Raw genomic sequence first — 18,094 nt, 5'->3', positions numbered from 1 at the left:
TGCCTCTCTGGACTACGCTTTGGGTCCGAATCCTGACAACCACAAAAGGAAGGTTCCCATGACTCACAGTACTTTTTCCTGGAAAGCCCTGCTGGTAACGGCCGCGTTAACGCTGCCGACACTGGCGTTTGCGGCAGACCCGGCGATGACCAAGGACGGGATGCTGGTGGACCACAACGGCATGACCCTCTACACCTTTGCCAAGGACGCTGATGGCAAATCCATGTGCAACGACAAGTGCGCCACCAACTGGCCGCCGTTGATGGCCGAATCCACCGACAAGCCCATGGGCAAGTGGACCGTGATCACCCGTGACGACCAGAAAAGCCAGTGGGCCTACAGCGGCAAGCCGCTCTACACCTTCATCATGGACAAGAAGGCCGGTGACATGACCGGCGAAGGCAAAATGGACGGGGCGTGGAAGGTCGCCAAGCCTTGATGTGAGCCGGATAAGGGTGAGGGGCCTGGCCTCTCACCGAAATCCGTAGTCCGCGACAATCCCGACAAAAATCGCCAACCCGGCCCAGTGGTTGTGCAAAAACGCCTTGAAGCATTTGAGCCGGTCCTTGTCCCGGGTGTACCAGAACTCCCAGGCAAAACACCCGGCCGCCGCCAGCAAGCCCAGGTGGAACCAGCCGCCCAGCTCAAAACGCATCCCCGCCAGCCACAGGCACACCAGTGCCAGGCCCTGCAGGGTCAGGATGATCACCCGGTCGGCATCGCCGAACAGAATCGCGGTGGATTTGACCCCGATTTTCAGGTCATCGTCGCGATCGGTCATGGCGTAGTACGTGTCGTATCCCACCGTCCACAACAGGTTGGCGATGTACAACAGCCATGCCGCGGCGGGCAGGCTGCCCGTCTCGGCGGTGAACGCCATCGGCATGCCCCACGAGAACGCCGCGCCCAATACCACCTGCGGGTAATAGGTGTAGCGCTTCATGAACGGGTAGCTGGCCGCCAGCGCGAGGCCGCCCAGAGACAGCCAGATCGTCATGGAGTTGGTCAGCAGCACCAGCAGGAAACTGATGACCATCAGCACCGCGAAGAACACCAGGGCCTCTTTCGAGCTGATCCTGCCGCTGACCAGCGGGCGCTGTTCGGTGCGCTTCACATGGCCGTCGACCTTGCGGTCGGCCCAGTCATTGATGACGCAACCGCCGGCCCGGGTGAGTACCACGCCGAGCACGAAGATCAGGATATTGAGCAGCGATGGCGAACCCTTGCCGGCTATCCACAGCGCCCACAGCGTGGGCCATAGCAGCAGGTAAATGCCGATGGGCTTGTCCATGCGCGTCAACTGGATGAAGTCCCAGGCCCTTGGGTTCAGGTGATTCAGGGATTTGAGCAGGCGCTGGTACATCAGAAACGCTCCGGATGGTCGTGCACGGCTTGCCACAGGGTGGGCAGGAAGATCTCGGCCACCAGCACGCTCAGCGGCCCGCGGTCGAAGCGCGAGCGGCGTGCCCACAGGTGATCGGCCTGGTCCGCCGGGGGCAGCCATTCCCGTGGGTAGCGGCGTACCTCGATGGCCTGGCGCGTGAAGGCGTGGTCACAAAACAGCAATTCCCCGAGAGACCGGCTGCCCAACTCATCCATGTGCAAGCCGTCGCCCTGCAAGGCGCTGCGGGCCGCCACGCTGCGGGCAAACACCCACGGCTGGCCATGGCCACGCAAATACACCTCGCGCACCCAGCCGATGCTGGCGGCGGGCAAGTCCAGGGTGGCGCATTCGTCGTCTCGCAGTGGCTGCCAGCCTTCGAACAACGGCGTCACGCTGAAGCCATCGTCGGATAGGCGCGTCAGGCGCCGGGTCAGCGAGCCTTCATCGAACAGCCAGTTGAGTGTCAGCGGCGTGGGCAGTGGGCTCAGAAGGCTCTGGGTCAGCCATCGGCAAGCATCGGGAAGGGCGTTTGAATGCGGCACGGAGGGTCATTATTGGCAGTTAATGAGGCGGCGAGCTTACCATGGTGCCCTGGACTTTTGCCGGAGTGCGCCAGGCCCATGCGTCGATCATGCTTGCATCTGCGCCTGCTGATCAGTACAAAACGCCCTGAGCCGCACGGCAAGGTTGCATCTATCGACCGTCGGCCAACGCGCCTGGACCTGAGGAAACAAGTAATGAAGAAGTGGCAATGTGTCGTCTGTGGCCTGATCTACGACGAGAAAGACGGATGGCCGGATGACGGCATCGCGCCGGGCACCCTGTGGCAGGACGTCCCCGAAGACTGGCTGTGCCCGGACTGCGGCGTGGGCAAAATGGATTTCGAAATGATCGAAATCGGCTGATTGCTGATTTAAATCGCAATTCAAGAAACGTACTACAAGGAGAAAGGAATGAACGCACCTGTCGTGATCGTCGGCACGGGGTTGGCCGGTTACAACCTGGCTCGGGAGTTTCGCAAGCTCGATAGCGAAACCCCGCTGTTGCTGATCACCGCAGATGACGGGCGCTCCTACTCCAAGCCCATGCTCTCCACAGGCTTTGGCAAGAACAAGGAAGCCGATGGCCTGAGCATGGCTGAACCGGGCGCCATGGCCGAGCAACTGAAGGCCGAAGTGCGTACCCACACCCGCATCAGCGGCATCGACCCGGGCCACAAGCGCTTGTGGATCGGTGAGGAAGCGGTGGCCTATCGCGACCTGATCCTGGCCTGGGGCGCAGAAACCGTGCGGGTGCCGGTACAGGGCGACGCCGCCGAGCTGATTTTCCCGATCAACGACCTCGAAGACTACGCACGCTTTCGTGCCGCTGCGGCCGGAAAACGCCGGGTGCTGTTGCTGGGGGCCGGGCTGATCGGCTGCGAGTTCGCCAACGACCTGATCCTCGGCGGCTACGAGATCGACCTGGTGGCGCCGTGCGAGCAAGTTATGCCGACCCTGCTGCACCCGGCAGCCGCCGCAGCGGTGCAGGCCGGTTTGGAAGGCCTGGGGGCGCGTTTCCACCTGGGCCCGGTGCTCAATCGCCTGCAGCGCACCGCTGACGGCCTGGAAGCCCACTTGTCTGATGGCGAAGTGATCCAGTGTGACCTGGTGGTGTCTGCCATCGGCCTGCGCCCGCGTGTCGACCTGGCCGCCGCCGCCGGGTTGCAGATCAACCGCGGGATCATGGTCGACCGCCACCTCAAGACCTCCCACGCCAACATCTACGCCCTGGGCGACTGCGCCGAGGTCGATGGCCTGAACCTGCTGTACGTGATGCCCCTGATGAGCTGCGCCCGCGCCCTGGCCCAGACCCTGGCGGGTAACGCGACGGCCGTCAGCTACGGCCCTATGCCCGTCACGGTAAAAACCCCGGTCTGCCCGCTGGTCGTCTCGCCACCGCCACGGGGCACCGAAGGCGTGTGGAACGTCGAAGGGCAGGGCGGCGACATCAAGGCCCTGTGCCGCGACGCCAGCGGGCGCCTGCTGGGGTACGCCCTGACCGGCACGGCCGTGATGGAAAAACTGGCCCTCAACAAAGAACTTCCGCCGCTGCTGGCGTAAATGCTGGTCGTTCTGTCGGAATAAGCATCATTTTGACCGTAGAAAGGTCGCCGTGAGACTGGCGCAGGCCCCGATGGCATGCCATCCTCACTCCCGTCTGCCGCAGAGTAGAGCCTGCGGCGCCTTGGGCGCTGCTCCGATAGAGAGCAGCACGGACATAACAACAAAAAACCGTCAAAGAGGCTTCACTTATGCGTAAACCAGAACTCGCAGCCGCTATTGCAGAAAAAGCAGACCTGACCAAAGAACAGGCCAACCGCGTACTCAACGCCGTACTTGAAGAAATCACCGGCGCGCTGCATCGCAAGGACAGCGTCACCCTGGTAGGCTTCGGCACCTTCCTGCAGCGCCACCGCGGCGCCCGCACCGGCAAAAACCCGCAAACCGGCGAGCCGGTGAAAATCAAGGCGAGCAACACCGTTGCGTTCAAGCCAGGCAAGTCGCTTAAAGACAGCGTCAATCCGTAAGTCATGTAGAACGCGCTACGCACATGCGAGTGTGAGCGCGGGATGAAAAATGGGCACGCCGACTGGGTCGGGTGCCCATTTTTTGTGGGTGGGCAATCCTTGCTCAATCGTTGAGCTTCAAGCTGTCCACTCGTTCTCAATACACCATTGCTGTACATCCGCAATTAGTTGCGCCGATACCGGTTGCAGATTGGGGAGTTTTTTCTCGTATTTCTTAATACTTTCAACAAAAAATGTAATGAATGCCGCACCTATTAATTTGCGCTGAGCAGCTATGTCTTTTTTCAGTGGAACAAAATCTTCCTCGTCCATGGCGATATCCAGACCGAACATTTTGTCTTTTGCGTAATAACGGCAAAATGTTTTTCGTTCCAGGTTCTTCGGCAGGCATCGCATGCAGACCGCCAGTTCCCAGTCGAGGGTGGGATACTTTTTTTCAAGAATCTCACTCAGGCCATTTAGCTCGTCGGTGATTTCAAAGACCTTTGTCCAACTCGGTGAGTCCGATGTCGTATCGACTCGCATAAAGTATTCCTTATGTCAGTGCCTGCATTTGTTGCCCGGGGGTAGTTTTCCTCGGCGTTTAAAATATTTTCCGATTTTTAATCTTTCCCATACCTGCATATTGCCCTTCGTCGGTGCTGCCATAACCCTTTTGTAGGCAAGATTTTTGGATTTCAGCCACTTTTGGGTATATCGCCGATTCGGATTGACGGTTTCACCGACTTTCCAAACTTCACCTTTTTTCAAATAGACTTGGCCTATTGGCTTTTTATGGCCCCATGCCATCTCGTCATAAAAGCCGTCCTTTTTCGCAATCAGGTAATAAAGCTCGGGGGCCAGTCCCCATGGATCAATCCAGGATATTGGATTGGGGGCGTACTGATAAAAATTGAGCCCGCCGTCAAACTCAATCGGATCCGGTGTCGTAAACCGTCCCACGTCCGGATCATAAAACCTGAAAGTATTGAAATGCAGCCCCGTCTCCCGGTCCAGATACTGCCCCTGAAAGCGCAGGTTCTGTTCTTCGATGTAGTACGGCTCGCGCACTTCCTCAACCGTATTGCCCCACACACGATATGTCGCGCGCCAGACATTATGCCCGTCAGCTTCAGTCAGTTGCTCCGGCAGTCCGTTGAGGTCGTTGTGGTAGTAGCGGATTTTCTGCAGCGGCCCGGTGCCGTCAACGCGAGCCAAGGGTTCGCTGCCTTCATCTTCATAGATGTAAAGACTGGTCTGGCTGTGTTTATGCTCCTGCAATAACCGCAGCCCATCCCAGGTAAACCGGGTTTCCCCCAGGGGATAGCCGTCGTTGCCATGTTCGGTTTTCTCAATGCGTCGGCCCAACGGGTCGTAGATCATCCTGACTACGCTGCCGTTTTCATTGCGCACTTCAATCAGCCGGCTTTCTGCATCGTAGGCGAAGCGTTGCAAGCCACGCGCTGCGCTGCGTTTTTCGATCATCCGACCGAACGCGTCATAGCGATAACGCTTGTCCTGATAGGTCAGCAGTTTGTTATGCACGACCAGCCCAGCGCCTGACTGCGGGCCATCCAGCAGGTTGGCGGCGGCATCGTAGGCAAACGTTTCGCGCTGGCCGTGCAGGCTGTCCTGGCTGGCGATGATGCGGCCAGTGGCATCGTAGTGCAGCAGTTGGCGATGTTGTATGGCAGATTGCTGGTCGAACTTGCCGACCAAGTTGTCGGCAGGGTCATACTCGAACTGCTTTTGCGCTGTCGCTGGCATCAACGATGGCAGGCCTGTAAGGCGGTGTTGGCGTGAGCGTAGACGGCCGCTGCGGTCATACTCACTGCGGGTGCTGAGTCGGCCTTGGGTGCGCAGTACTTCGCGGTGCAGGCGGTCGCGTTCAAAGTCGCTGATGACCTGGCCGTCGAGATTGACCTGATGCAAGTGACCGCTGCCGTAGTACAGGCGATTGAGCCAGCGTCCGTCGGGTATCTGGGTCTGGATAAGATTACCGAGTTCGTCGTAGTGGTGCTGCAGGGTGCCCATAGAACTCTGTTCGGCAAGCATTTGGCCGAGGGCGTCGTAAGCGAAACCAAGGGCTTGGGTATTGCCCAGCAGGTCGGTGAAGGTGACGGCGGTGAGCTGGTCCAGCGGGTCGTAGGCGTAGTCGGTGCGCCCATCGTCGGTGGTTTTGGCGATCAGCCGACCTACTGCGTCACGTTCCATTTGATGGACAATGGGCGCTGGCGGCGTCTCGGGAACCAGGCCTAGCCCGTTGCCGTAGGGGGCCGGAGTGGCGGTCACCGTGGTGATATGGTCCAGTGGATTGTAGGTGTAGCTTTTGGCACTGCCATCGAGGTCTTGCTGCTCAGTCAGCCGATCCCCGGCGTCCCAGGCAAAGAGATAACGTTCGCCGTTCTCGTTGGTCAGTGCTTGCAGGCGCCCATAGCTGTCATAGCCGAACTTCACCTGCCGGCCATGAGCGTCGGTGCGCAGGCTTATCTGGCCACGTCGATTGTGCTGGTAGAGCGTGGTATGTCCGGCAGGGTCGGTATACCCCACGAGTTGGCCGCTGACATCGCGTTGAAACAGCTCGATGCGACCGTCCGGCAGTTGGTTGCTGAGTAAGCGCCCCTGGAGGTCGTAGCTGAATTGAGTGCGCTCGCCAAGCGCGTCGGTGATCACCTGCAGATAGCCGCGCTCGTCGTAGCTGAAACGCGTGGGATAACCCGAGCAATCAATGTGTTCGACCAATTGCCCGAACGGATTCCAACGCAGTTTTTTGCTTTTACCGGAGGCGTCGATGATTTCCACGACCTGGCCGTGGGCGTCATAGCGATAGCGGGTGATGTGGCCCAGCGGGTCGGTTTCGGCAACGCAATTGCCGCGAGGATCATAGCGATACTGCCAACTGTTGCCGGCGGCGTCGGTCTCCACCAGGGGTAACGCCCAGTGTTCAAGCCACAACGTTGAATCGCTGCGGCCCAACGGGTCCGTTTCGCCGATCAGGTTGCCGGCGTCATCATGCTTGTATTCATAGCGTCCACCTTGCGGGTCGGTGGCGCTGAGAAGTTGGCGTTCGTCATTCCACTCGAACAGCCAGGTTTGCCCCAGCTTATCGCTGTATTGAATGATCTGGTGCTGAGTATTCCAATGTCGGGTGCTGACGCGCTGTAAGCCGTCGATGATACGGGTGAGGCCCGCCTTCAAGTCATAGTCGAACTGGTAGCAGTCACCTTCATCGGTCCAGTGTCGGACGACTCGCCACTCTGAGTTTTCAATCAGTGCCCATTCATAGAAGCACCGCAACCCGGTGGGTAACTGATGCTCCACCATTCGGTGCCCGGCATCGTACGTGAAGCGCCGCTGCACCTGGCCAGAGGCATCGCGCACCTCTGCCAGATTGGCCCTGGCGTCATAGCCGTAGCTGACGAGCACTTCGCGACGTTGATCTGGGAATAGGCGTTCGACGCGAGTGACGTGCTCATGTTCGCGTATCAACTCGACCTGCACCAAGTCGAAGGTATCGCGCAGGCGTACCAGGCGTCCGGCCTGGTCGTAGTCGAGATGAATGCGGTTGTCGTTGCGGTCGCCAAGTTGAATCAGGCGCAGCAGCGACGGGTTGGCTGTGGGCTCAAACAAACGATATAGGCCGTCGTCACTTTCAATCAGCAACTGCCCGTTGAGGTGCCGACGCACAGAGAGCCCTTCGCCGGGGCTGAACACCGCCCCCCCCAACGGGATCGAGCCCATGTCGATAGGGCGCCCCTGCTCGTCGGTGTAGACCAGCGCTTCACCGCCTTCTGGATGAGGTTGGATTTCGACGCATACTTCATAAGCCACACTCCAGCCTGTACCGAACAGTGTGCCTGGGCGTTCGTCGCGGCTGTTGTAGAAGCGTTGCCAGTCAATCGGCAGGATGGCGGGCAGTACAAAATCCAGTTCATCGGTGCCGCCCAGCACCTTCGCTCCCGTTGCAGCATGCACCGGATTCGACGAGCCCATGGCAGCGTTGGTCATCGCGTCCATCGCGCTGCTGACGGCCATCGAAGTAGCCCCGCCAATCAGCATGCACGGCAACTTGCTGAAGAACTTGCCCTTGCCGCCCTTGAGCATCAGTAACGCGGTGACCGCCAACCCCACACCCGGCGTCTTGCCACTGCGTATTTCCCGCACCACCACTGACCCGCCGCCAATGGTCACGTTCGATGAAATCAACCCGGACGACACCACTGTTGCATCGCAGGTACTACGATCACCACTGCGCACCGCAGGCTGGCCATTGATCGTGACCTTATCCGAACCCTCGGCCAGGAACTGCGGAGGCATCGGTGGATGCTTCATGCAGGTGACCAAGTCCAGAGGCTTGGGCACGGCTCCTGGTGTGGGAGTAGCCACCGTGGGGCGCCACATTTGGGAGAAGAAGCTCTCGGCCATATCCAGATAACTGGCTTCTGGTTCGGGTGCGGGTTCTTCCAGTTCGGTTCCGGCTGGCGCGACATGCGAGCTGATCGCCCCCGCGGCACGTGCGGCGGGAAGGTTGTTGGTCAGGGTATCGGTGGCACCGGTGAGAATATTCGCCTGTACCGTGGGCGGAAACAGGGCGTTGCTGAAGCTGTCGCATAAATTGGTGAGGCCTTTGTCCGCCCCGCTCTTGCTCATGAGAAGGCCGACAACTGTGCCCACCACTGCGCCGAGCAGGACGCATCCGAGTCCGCCGGTAGCGACGGTGATACCGGTAGCAGCCACCACGGCAGCAGTCGCTACTGCAGTGATCGCGATATTGGCCGCCACCTCCAACACACCGCCGAGGATGTCGGCCATCATTGAGGTGTGGGAGAGCGCGTCGCCCATGCGAGCGGCCCATAGAGCATCAGACATGCATGGTGCCCATCAGGAAATCGCGTCGAACGACAATGAGTTTTTGATCGTCGCCCAGTGCGCCGCCTCGGCATCGCCCAGCTTGTCTGCCTTCACATAACTCAAGGCGAGCATCTTGCGTGTGCCCGGGATTACCAGAGCCAGTTGGTACTGGAACACCTTGTCACTGCCCTTGCTGAACTGGCTGCGGAGCTCTATGCCTTCTACTTCCTTTGTTGCACCTAGACGGACACCGACGCCCGGTTGATAGCGCAAATCCTGCACCTGTTTTTCCAGGCGTTTGAGCTGTTCGTCGAAGTTGCTGTGCAGGGTTTCGCCATCGGTGAGGAAGCTGCGGCTGATGATCAAGGAAGTGCCCAGCTCGGGGAACTTGAGGATATTGATCGTAGCGTCCTGCAGCTCGCCGGCCGGCAGTTGGAACTGAAATTCGTTAATTCGGTACGTCATGGAAAACAGGTCTCGTCAGGAGCTTTTAGGCGCGGGGAACGCGGCTTTGATATTGGCGTCGATGCTGGCTTTCATGCCCTGACCATCGGGTGTTGCGCCGGGGCCGCCGCCGTTGTTCAGGTGCAGGACGCCGCCGGTATTGAATTCGGCATCGCCGCTGGCGTGGAAGCTGATATTTACGCCACTCAGGTTGATCTGCCCGCTGGCGTTCAACTCCAGGATGCTTTTACCGCAGACCAATCGCAGGTTTTCGCCCACTTCAATTACGTAGCTCTGGCTGATGCTGTCGGTCTTTCTCTGGCCCACCGAGAGGATGTCTTGATGCTTGACGATGCGCACTCGATTGTTCCCAATCGTCACCGTCTCGTCATGCCCGATGCTTTTGTTCCGGTCATGCCCCACCGAGTGGCTCTCATCCACCTCCACCACGATGTCCTGATTACGCTCGGCATGGATGTACAACTGCTCCAACCCCTTCTTGTCCTCCATGCGGATTTCATTGAAGTTGGCCGGCGTGCCGCCTTTGCTGGAGCGGCTTTTCATCCCGCTCTGGGTGGCGTTTTCCGGCAAGTCGTAAGGCACGGTCTGCTCGGCGTTGTACACCCGGCCGGTGATGATCGGCCGGTCGGGATCGCCTTCCAGGAAGCTCACAATCACTTCCTGGCCGATCCGTGGGATCTGCATCGAGCCCCAGTTTTTTCCGGCCCAGGACTGCGATACGCGAATCCAGCATGAGCTGTTTTCGTTGGACTGGTCGTGGCGGTCCCAATAGAAATGCACCTTGACCCGGCCATATTGGTCGGTCCAGATTTCTTCGCCCTTGGGGCCCACCACCAGCGCGGTCTGCGGGCCTTTGACGATGGGCCGGTAGGTGTTGGCCAGCGGGCGGAAACTCTGTTGCGCGTCGATGCAGGTGAGGGTGCTTTCGAACTGGGCCGAAGGCGCGCCACCGCCGCTTTCGAGGCTTTCCTGGGAGATGTAGTAGCGGGCGCCGACGATCAGGTATTCGCGGTTCTGGTCGCGGCGACTGAAGCCGGTGAGGCTGAACAGGTGGCCGGAACCCAGGCCCCGGGCGTTGCCGCTGAACTCCACTTGTTCGTGCAGGGTTTGCAGGGCTTCGATGCGGGTGCGGGCGTAGTGTTCGCCGTCTTCGCTTTTGACGTAGGTGCCGGGGTAGTCGTACAGCGGGTAGTCGCCGGCGGTGTGCGGGCGCGGCATGGCCGAGCGTACGTCGATGCTCGCGCTGGGACGCTGGAAGTCGTAGTCGTTGAGCTCAAGGGAGCCGGGCTGTACTTCCTGTGCCAGGTGCCAGTTGTGCATATGGTCGCGTTCGCGCTGCTGCTCGTCCTTGGGGTAGTAAGGCACCGAGGCGTAGCCGGGCACGTTGGCGTGGGCACCGTAGGCATCGGCCAGCACCAGCACGTGGCGGTCCTGCTCGTGGCGGAAGAAGTAGTAGATGCCTTCCTGTTCCATCAGGCGGCTGACGAAATCGAAGCTGGTCTCGCGGTACTGCACGCAGTATTCCCACTCGCGGTACGGGCGGCTCAAGGCGTCTTCGAAGTCGGAAAAACCCAGGTCGCGAAATACCTGCTTGATGATCTGCGGGATGCTCAGGTTCTGGAAAATCCGGCAGTCGGAGGTGCGGCTCAGCAGCCACAACCACGGGCGCAAAGTCACCTGATAGCTGGCGAACTGGCCCTGGTCGATGTTCTGGCTGCAGCGGGCGACGATACCGTGGAAGTGCCGCTCGCCACCGTCCGCCAGTTGCAGGTTCAGGCTCATGGGCTTGCCCAGCAACTGGTTGAGGTCGATGTTGGCGTCCAGCGAGGTCAGCTGCAGTTCGAAATTGAACAGCCGACCCAGCTCTTCGCCGCCACCCATTTCATTGAGCAGCAGCACATCCGGCCCCAGGGGGCTGGTGATCTTGGCCAGGCGTGAGGCTTGGTTGAATAACATCGGTTAACCCGTAAATAGCGTAATAACTGTAGGAACCGGCTCCAACTATGGGAGCGGGCGTGCTCGCGAATGCGGTGAATCAGCCACTGGATGCATCAACTGATGCACCGCCTTCGCGAGCAAGCCCGCTCCCACAGTTTTGATCGCATTCCGTCAGGTCAATCGTTGAAGTCGTAGTGCAATTCGTTATCCCGCGTGCTGATCCGCACCCCCGCCAGCGCCTTGCCTTCGAGCATGCGGGTGAGGAATTCGCGGCTCATGTCCGGCAGCAGGCTGTTGGTGAGGATGGTGTCGATCATCCGCCCGCCGCTTTCGGTTTCGGTGCAGCGGGACACGATCAGGTCGACCACGTCGTCGTCGTAATCGAAGGCGACTTTGTGAGTGTTCTCCACGCGCTTCTTGATGCGGTTGAGTTGCAGGCGGGTGATCGCTTTCAGCATCTCGTCGCTCAGCGGGTAGTACGGAATGGTCACCAAGCGGCCGAGCAGCGCCGGCGGGAAAATCTCCAGCAGCGGCTGGCGCAGGGCCTTGGCGATTTCCTCGGGCTCGGGGATGTTCGCCGGGTCTTTGCAGACCTGGGAAATCAGCTCGGTACCGGCGTTGGTGGTCAGCAGGATCAAGGTGTTCTTGAAGTCGATCACCCGGCCTTCGCCGTCTTCCATTACGCCCTTGTCGAACACCTGGAAGAAGATTTCATGCACGTCCGGGTGGGCTTTTTCCACCTCGTCCAGCAGCACCACGCTGTAGGGTTTGCGCCGCACGGCTTCGGTCAGCACGCCACCTTCGCCATAGCCGATGTAGCCCGGTGGCGCACCCTTGAGGGTGGACACGGTATGGGCTTCCTGGAACTCGCTCATGTTGATGGTGATCACGTTCTGCTCACCGCCGTACATGGCTTCGGCCAGGGCCAGGGCGGTTTCGGTCTTGCCCACGCCGGAGGTGCCGGCGAGCATGAACACGCCAATCGGCTTGCTCGGGTTGTCGAGGCCGGCGCGGGAGGTCTGGATGCGCTTGGCGATCATCTGCAAGGCGTGGTCCTGGCCGATGATGCGTTTCTTCAGGTGCTGGTCGAGGTTGAGCACCGTCTCCAGTTCGTTGCGGGCCATGCGGCCCACCGGGATGCCGGTCCAGTCGGCGACCACCGAGGCCACCGCTTGGTAGTCCACGGTCGGCAGGATCAGCGGAGTTTCACCTTGCAGGGTGCTAAGGCGTTGTTGCAGGTCTACCAATTGGGCACGCAATTGATCATCGCCGCTGTCCACGACACCGGATTTTTCACGCAACGTCGCACGGGTGGCGAGCAACTCATCCACCAGGGTTTTCTCTTCGGCCCAACGGCTTTCCAGGGTGGCCAGGCGCTCGCGTTCGGCGCTCAGCAGCGCTTCGCTGTTGGTCTGGCGCGCACCGATGGCGATGCCGATCGCATGCTCGCGGGCGATGATTTGCAGCTCGGTTTCCAGCGCCTCGATTCGACGGCGGCTGTCGTCGACTTCCGCCGGCACCGCGTGCAGGCTGATGGCGACGCGGGCGCAGGCGGTGTCCAGCAGGCTCACGGACTTGTCCGGCAACTGGCGCGCCGGAATGTAGCGGTGGGACAGCTTCACCGAAGCTTCCAAGGCTTCATCGAGAATCTGCACCTGATGGTGTTTTTCCATGGTCGAGGCCACGCCGCGCATCATCAGCAACGCCTTGTCTTCCGACGGCTCGGCCACTTGCACCACCTGGAAACGGCGGGTCAGGGCCGGGTCTTTTTCGATGTGCTTCTTGTACTCGGCCCAGGTGGTGGCGGCCACGGTACGCAAGGTGCCACGGGCCAGGGCAGGCTTGAGCAGGTTGGCCGCGTCACCGGTCCCGGCGGCGCCACCGGCACCTACCAGGGTGTGGGCTTCGTCGATAAACAGGATGATCGGTTTCGGCGAAGCCTGGACGTCTTCGATGACCTGTCGCAGGCGTTGTTCGAACTCGCCTTTCATGCTCGCGCCGGCTTGCAGCAGGCCGACATCGAGGCTGCGCAGTTCCACATCTTTCAGCGCGGGTGGTACGTCGCCGGCGACGATGCGCAGGGCGAAGCCTTCGACCACGGCGGTCTTGCCGACGCCGGCTTCACCGGTAAGGATCGGGTTGTTCTGGCGGCGACGCATGAGGATGTCCACCAGTTGGCGGATCTCTTCGTCACGCCCGACGATCGGGTCGAGCTTGCCGCTGCGGGCCTGTTCGGTCAGGTCGACGGTGAAGCGCTTGAGGGCTTCCTGCTTGCCCATCGCGCTCGGGGCCATGGCGCCGCTGGCCTCGCCCGGTACAGCACCGGCATTGAAGCCGTCGCTGGCACTCAGTGCATTCTCCGGCGAGTCGCCGACGTATTCGTCAAAGCGTTCGCTCAGGGCTTCGGCCTTGATCTTGTCGAACTCACCGGACAAGCCCAACAGCGCATGGCGCAGGCTCGGCGTCTTGAGAATTCCCAGCACCAGGTAACCGGTGCGCACCTGGCTTTCGCCAAACATCAGGCTGCCGTAGACCCAGCCACGCTCGACCGCTTCTTCCACATGGGACGACAAGTCAGTGATCGACGTCGAGCCACGGGGCAGGCGGTCCAGGGCTTCGGTCAGGTCGCGGGCCAGACGCGCCGGCTCGACATTGAACTGTCGAATGATGCGGTGCAGGTCAGAGTCCTGCAGTTGCAGCAACTGGTGAAACCAGTGGGCCAGTTCCACGTACGGGTTGCCCCGCAGCTTGCAGAACACGGTGGCGGCTTCGATGGCCTTGTAGGCCACGCTGTTGAGTTTGCCGAACAGTGCGGCGCGACTGATTTCACCCATGCTCTGGATTCCTTGAGGTGTTGGCGTGTTCGGCGTAATGCCGGGCCAGGATTAGGTCGTTGGCGTCATGCTCGGGTTGGCCGAGCCAGGTGTTGAAGCCCAGGCGGAACTGGCCGTTGAGTTGCAGGGCCGGCACTTCCGGTTGTTGCAGAACCAGGTTCAGGTCCCAGTCCAGTTCGTGGCCCAGGTACTCGGCGACCCACGCCACCAGCTCGTTGAACGGCTGGCTGCCGGGCAGCATGCCCATGTAGTCATCGAGCTTCAGCGGGCCCAGGCGAATGCGGAATTTATGCTGGCGGTCCCATACGTGGCTGCCGAGGCAAAAGTCCACGCCCAGCTGGTTGGCGCTGACACTCACGCGGCTGCGTTCGGGCAGCTCCAGCCATTGGCCGACGTACTCTTCGATCTCCACCGGCAGGCCGAAGTACTCGCCGAGAATCGCCTTCAGGCCGTCCGGATAGCGGGTTTGTGCCGACAGGTGGCCGCTGTAATGCAGCTTCGCCGTGTCGGGGATCAGGCCCTGGTTGAGCAGGCTCGGGGTGCCGCGACCGCTCAATGCGGCGAGGCGCGCCGACCAGTAGTCATCGTCCGGGCGGTCATGGCTGACGGTAGGCCGTGCCTCGGCCCAGGCACGATAAAACAGGGTCAGCAGGCGGTGGTGGAACACATCCAGGAAGCGCTTGCTGGTGCTGTCGGCGTTGTTGCGCTGGCGCTCACGCACGTACTCGGTGATGTGCAGCGGCAGCGGGCCGTTGGGGCCGCCGAGGCCGAAGAAGAACTGCTCCAGCCGTGCCGGCTGGCCTTCAGCCCCAGGTTCGACCGAGGCCAATGTGGCCGGCGCAAAGGTGCAATCGGCCTGCTGCCCGAGACGCAGCGGGTCATCCGCCAGGCGCAGGGAATGCCCCAGGCGTGGCAAGTCCGGCGATTCGCACTCGATACGCCGCAGCGCCTGGAAGAAGTCATATTCCCAGGGCTCCTGATGCATTGCATCCAGGGTACTCACAGGGTCGGACGGCGTCCGGGCTTGGCTTTCCATCGCATGATCTCGCCGCGTTCGGTGGTACGGATCACCGTCTCGGTAAAACTGTTGATCGACACGTAGCGTGCCAGGAACCGTTCAAACACCGCACCGAGCAGGAACACGCCGGTGCCGCGGAACGCGTTTTCATCAAATTCCAGAGTGATCTCAAGGCCGCGGCCAAACACGATCGGGCCGGGCATCGGCAGGCGCCGGGTCACCGCCTTGCTGCTGACTTCCCGCAGGCCTTCGATCTGCAATTGCAGGGCGGCGTCGTTGCTGTCGCCATACAGGCGCAGCAGTTCACGCAGCGCGGCGGCGCCCTGGCCTTGCTCGCTCAGCGACAGGTAGTTCAACGACAACTGGCTGATCAGGCGCCAGGCCTTGGCGTCATGGGCATGGCTGGCGCGCGGGCGGCTTGGCCCGGCGACGCAGCGCACGGCCAAGACCGGCGCACTGTCGGCCAGGGTGAAGTCAGTCTTGCCGTTGCCCACGCTCATGAACAGCGGCAAGTCGCGGTTAGTGCACAGTGCGGTCACGCCCAGTTGGCGCAGGTCATGGCGGTACGGGGCTTGCTGGGTGTCCACCAGGCTGACGAAGGTTTCGCTGCCCACATAGGTGGAGCGCGGCCCGTTGCGGCGCTGGTCGCTGGACAACACGCGGGGTTCGCGACGCACTGTGTAGTAAGCCTGGTCACGGCCATAGCGCGATGGATCGCGTACTGCGTAGAACGGCAAAAACGGTTGCTCCGGTCCGGTGCCGTGGCCCGTGATGCCGCTCAAGGAGTGAATCTCGAAATCCATCGGTCGCGTGCGGTCGGCGATCACATGGTGTTCGTTGACCCGCTCGGACAAGTGAATCCGGTCCACACGCTTGGGAAACAGGTTGATTGCCGGGGTGCAGAACGGCACGAATTGCGCCTTGCCGACGCTGCCTTCCAGGCTCGGATCGTGGCGGTCGAACAGCACGATCAGTTCCAGTTCCTGGCCGTCACAGCGTTTGACTGCACGGCTCAGTTCAGCGAATTCGACGAATAGAAAACGGTGGGGCAGGGCGAAGTATTCCTGGAGCAAGCGATAGCCCTGGAATGCCCGAGGCACCACCGGCATTGCCGCATCGGCGTCGTCGAAACCCCGGGAGCGCAAGGCATCCGGCGGCAGGCGCTCAACCCAGTCACCGCCGGGCTTGCGCGCGAACACCGCGCAGGCATTGCCCAGCAGTTGTTCGTAAAGGCGGAACGGTTGTTCGTCGGCACCGCTGAGGTACAGCGGCAAATTATCCAGCGCCAGGCTGTTGAACGGCAGCTCGGCGCCGGTACGCAAGGTCAGGCGCAGGCCGGCCTTGGCCTTGGGTTCGCTGGCAGCCAAACGCCCGAGCACGGCGGACGGGTTGCCGAAGTACTCGGCCTGGGCGACCTGCAACGGCCACAGCGTCACCGGGTGCGCGGTGCGGTACTCGCAGCAGGTCTGGGTTTCGCGGCCCAAGGCGGCGCGCAGGACGGTGTCGCGGGGCAGTGGAAAACCACTGGCCAGGGAGCCTTCATCGGGATCGGCCTGCAACTGCACCACGGTCATCGACGGGGTCGGCGCCAGGTAGTGCGGGTAGGCGATCTCCAGCAGGTTGTTGGTGAAGGTCGGGTACTCGGCGTCGAGCTTGAGCTGGACCCGGGCCGTGAGATACGCAAAGCCTTCGAGCAAGCGTTCGACGTACGGGTCGGCGCAGTCCATGCCGGACAGGGTCAGCCGACTGGCGATCTTCGGGTATTCCTTGGCGAACTCGGCGGCGCTTTCGCGCACGTGGTGCAGTTCCTGGTTGTACAGCTCCAGCAGGCGCGGGTTCATGGGCGTCTCCGCTGGTCGGCATTGACCACACGCACATGGCCGGACTCCAGGTCCAGGTCGGTTTGCAGCAACAGGCGCAACGGCACCGGCTGCGCCCACAGGTCGCCTTCGATCTCGAAACTCAGGGCGTTGTGGTTCATCTCACCGTGGCCGACGCGTGCCTTGACCCGCAAGGTGTGGCGCAGGATGCGCGGCTCGAAGGTGGCGATGGCTTGTCGAATCAAGGCTTCCAGGGCGCTGATGTCGACACTGGAGACACTGTTGCCCGCCAGCGCCGGCAGCCCGTAATTGACCACCGATGTACCGGCCGGCGTGTGCAGCGTGGCATCGGCGTTGAGCAGTGAAGTGGTGTTGAGCAGCCACGTCAGGTCACGCAGCACCGAGGCTTTCAATTGGCTCAGGGACAGCACGCGTTTGTCGGCGCTTTCCTTGGGACTGGTCGGGTCATCGTCGGTCAACCGGTCCAGCAGGGACGGTTGCAGGCGATCGCGGGAAGCAATTTCAGTTACCACCAAAGCAGCTCCACGGACGGGTTGCGAGAGGAACAGGGGGCTTGCAGCCGCCACTTGGGGTGGCGGCTACAGGGGCAATCAGCGTTTGGTGTTGGAGCGAATGTTCCAGCCAAACTTGATCGCGCCGCCGTCTTTGGTGCCGTCGGCTTTCTGTGGCTGGTAGTCCACCATCACCTGGGCAAAGTTCAGGGTCACGTTTTCGGTCAAGCGATCATCGCTGCCCGAACCACCGGTGCTCAGGGAGGTGACCAGCACTTCTTCCAGGTTGATGATCATGTACTCGACCTGGCTTTCACCGCCGGCCTTGCGCACGGTCAGCGTGACCTTGTCGATGTGCTTGCCGCTCGCGCAGTGCATCATCAGGTTGGGCGAGGCCTTGTCGACGTACTTGGTCAGCGACAGGTCCTGGATGTTCACCTTGCCCGCACCGCCGCCGCCGCCCACGTGCATGTTGCCGGACTGGGCCATGCCCCAGCTCCAGTTCAACACGTCGATTTCGTCCTTGTGGGCCTTGTCCATGGACTCGCCCTTGATGTCGCCGATCTTGATGAAAATATCAACAGCCATGTTTTCTCCCTGTGTGGTCTGAGCCACAGAATTTGTTAACGCTGATCGTTCCCACGCTCTGCGTGGTAACGCATCTTGTGAAGCTCTGCGTCACTGGGACGCGGAGCGTCCCGGGCGGCATTCCCACGCGGAGCGT

General features: G+C 61.1%; 15 protein-coding genes. 4 read left to right on the top strand and 11 right to left on the bottom strand.

The genetic code is table 11. The features are described from left to right. The first annotated feature begins 58 nt into the window (after positions 1 to 58). Positions 59 to 439: a hypothetical protein gene (locus tag HX869_RS05090; protein ID WP_003213380.1), complete on the top strand. Its 381-nt coding sequence runs from the start codon at positions 59 to 61 to the stop codon at positions 437 to 439. Positions 440 to 472: 33 nt separating this feature from the next. On the opposite strand, the gene ubiA is transcribed toward HX869_RS05090, so the two are convergent. Next, entirely contained in the window at positions 473 to 1,363 is an 891-nt protein-coding gene (ubiA, locus tag HX869_RS05085) for a 4-hydroxybenzoate octaprenyltransferase (RefSeq protein ID WP_003213378.1), read from the bottom strand. After that, positions 1,363 to 1,926 carry a chorismate lyase gene (locus tag HX869_RS05080; RefSeq protein WP_178902824.1) on the bottom strand — a complete coding sequence of 188 codons (564 nt, stop codon included), beginning with the start codon at positions 1,924 to 1,926 and terminating at the stop codon, positions 1,363 to 1,365. Before HX869_RS05080 ends, ubiA begins: the two co-directional genes overlap by 1 nt. A 195-nt stretch (positions 1,927 to 2,121) precedes the next feature. Between HX869_RS05080 and HX869_RS05075 the strand changes: the two genes are divergently transcribed. The 3 genes from HX869_RS05075 (at position 2,122) to HX869_RS05065 (ending at position 3,953) form a co-directional block, all read left to right on the top strand. Next, positions 2,122 to 2,289 (top strand): rubredoxin, encoded by a 168-nt coding sequence (locus tag HX869_RS05075; protein WP_003213373.1) that lies wholly within the window; start codon positions 2,122 to 2,124, stop codon positions 2,287 to 2,289. Between the two features lie 48 nt (positions 2,290 to 2,337). Next, on the top strand, positions 2,338 to 3,486 hold the full coding sequence (locus HX869_RS05070; protein WP_178902823.1) for an NAD(P)/FAD-dependent oxidoreductase: 1,149 nt from the start codon (positions 2,338 to 2,340) through the stop codon (positions 3,484 to 3,486). Positions 3,487 to 3,677: 191 nt separating this feature from the next. Continuing rightward, a complete protein-coding gene (locus HX869_RS05065; RefSeq protein WP_003213368.1) occupies positions 3,678 to 3,953 on the top strand; it encodes an HU family DNA-binding protein in 276 nt (91 codons plus the stop codon). A gap of 117 nt (positions 3,954 to 4,070) precedes the next feature. On the opposite strand, the gene HX869_RS05060 is transcribed toward HX869_RS05065, so the two are convergent. The 9 genes from HX869_RS05060 to HX869_RS05020 form a co-directional block, all read right to left on the bottom strand. After that, complete coding sequence (locus HX869_RS05060; RefSeq protein ID WP_003213360.1) at positions 4,071 to 4,478, bottom strand: hypothetical protein; 408 nt, start codon at positions 4,476 to 4,478, stop codon at positions 4,071 to 4,073. Between the two features lie 15 nt (positions 4,479 to 4,493). After that, on the bottom strand, positions 4,494 to 8,801 hold the full coding sequence (locus HX869_RS05055; RefSeq protein ID WP_178902822.1) for an RHS repeat-associated core domain-containing protein: 4,308 nt from the start codon (positions 8,799 to 8,801) through the stop codon (positions 4,494 to 4,496). Between the two features lie 12 nt (positions 8,802 to 8,813). Further along, on the bottom strand, positions 8,814 to 9,248 hold the full coding sequence (locus HX869_RS05050) for a DcrB-related protein (protein ID WP_003213356.1): 435 nt from the start codon (positions 9,246 to 9,248) through the stop codon (positions 8,814 to 8,816). 15 nt (positions 9,249 to 9,263) lie between these two features. After that, entirely contained in the window at positions 9,264 to 11,204 is a 1,941-nt protein-coding gene (locus HX869_RS05045) for a type VI secretion system Vgr family protein (RefSeq protein ID WP_087693723.1), read from the bottom strand. A gap of 158 nt (positions 11,205 to 11,362) precedes the next feature. After that, entirely contained in the window at positions 11,363 to 14,020 is a 2,658-nt protein-coding gene (tssH, locus tag HX869_RS05040; protein WP_177041019.1) for a type VI secretion system ATPase TssH, read from the bottom strand. Further along, on the bottom strand, positions 14,013 to 15,056 hold the full coding sequence (gene tssG / locus HX869_RS05035; RefSeq protein WP_177020303.1) for a type VI secretion system baseplate subunit TssG: 1,044 nt from the start codon (positions 15,054 to 15,056) through the stop codon (positions 14,013 to 14,015). The genes tssH and tssG overlap by 8 nt, the downstream gene beginning before the upstream one ends. Continuing rightward, a complete protein-coding gene (tssF, locus tag HX869_RS05030) occupies positions 15,020 to 16,879 on the bottom strand; it encodes a type VI secretion system baseplate subunit TssF (protein ID WP_063033828.1) in 1,860 nt (619 codons plus the stop codon). The genes tssG and tssF overlap by 37 nt, the downstream gene beginning before the upstream one ends. Beyond that, the gene (tssE, locus tag HX869_RS05025; RefSeq protein WP_178902821.1) at positions 16,876 to 17,391 is read right to left on the bottom strand and encodes a type VI secretion system baseplate subunit TssE; all 516 of its coding nucleotides are present in this window, start codon (positions 17,389 to 17,391) and stop codon (positions 16,876 to 16,878) included. Before tssE ends, tssF begins: the two co-directional genes overlap by 4 nt. Positions 17,392 to 17,469: 78 nt before the next feature. After that, positions 17,470 to 17,958, bottom strand: a complete 489-nt coding sequence (locus HX869_RS05020) for a type VI secretion system tube protein Hcp (protein WP_003213345.1) — start codon at positions 17,956 to 17,958, stop codon at positions 17,470 to 17,472. Positions 17,959 to 18,094 lie beyond the last annotated feature (136 nt).

Origin of the sequence: Pseudomonas sp. P7779 (genome assembly GCF_013386315.1) — a bacterium.
Lineage (GTDB): Bacteria > Pseudomonadota > Gammaproteobacteria > Pseudomonadales > Pseudomonadaceae > Aquipseudomonas.
Note: the sequence above shows the minus strand (reverse complement) of the source record. Positions and strands in the feature narration are given on the sequence as shown.

Coding starts and splice junctions, on each gene's coding strand:
- HX869_RS05020 (WP_003213345.1), bottom strand. CDS start 17,958: ATGGCTGTTGATATTTTCATCAAGATCGGCGACATCAAGGGCGAGTCC.
- HX869_RS05055 (WP_178902822.1), bottom strand. CDS start 8,801: ATGTCTGATGCTCTATGGGCCGCTCGCATGGGCGACGCGCTCTCCCAC.
- HX869_RS05070 (WP_178902823.1), top strand. CDS start 2,338: ATGAACGCACCTGTCGTGATCGTCGGCACGGGGTTGGCCGGTTACAAC.
- ubiA (WP_003213378.1), bottom strand. CDS start 1,363: ATGTACCAGCGCCTGCTCAAATCCCTGAATCACCTGAACCCAAGGGCC.
- HX869_RS05065 (WP_003213368.1), top strand. CDS start 3,678: ATGCGTAAACCAGAACTCGCAGCCGCTATTGCAGAAAAAGCAGACCTG.
- tssG (WP_177020303.1), bottom strand. CDS start 15,056: ATGGAAAGCCAAGCCCGGACGCCGTCCGACCCTGTGAGTACCCTGGAT.
- HX869_RS05060 (WP_003213360.1), bottom strand. CDS start 4,478: ATGCGAGTCGATACGACATCGGACTCACCGAGTTGGACAAAGGTCTTT.
- tssH (WP_177041019.1), bottom strand. CDS start 14,020: ATGGGTGAAATCAGTCGCGCCGCACTGTTCGGCAAACTCAACAGCGTG.
- tssF (WP_063033828.1), bottom strand. CDS start 16,879: ATGAACCCGCGCCTGCTGGAGCTGTACAACCAGGAACTGCACCACGTG.
- HX869_RS05045 (WP_087693723.1), bottom strand. CDS start 11,204: ATGTTATTCAACCAAGCCTCACGCCTGGCCAAGATCACCAGCCCCCTG.
- HX869_RS05050 (WP_003213356.1), bottom strand. CDS start 9,248: ATGACGTACCGAATTAACGAATTTCAGTTCCAACTGCCGGCCGGCGAG.
- HX869_RS05075 (WP_003213373.1), top strand. CDS start 2,122: ATGAAGAAGTGGCAATGTGTCGTCTGTGGCCTGATCTACGACGAGAAA.
- HX869_RS05090 (WP_003213380.1), top strand. CDS start 59: ATGACTCACAGTACTTTTTCCTGGAAAGCCCTGCTGGTAACGGCCGCG.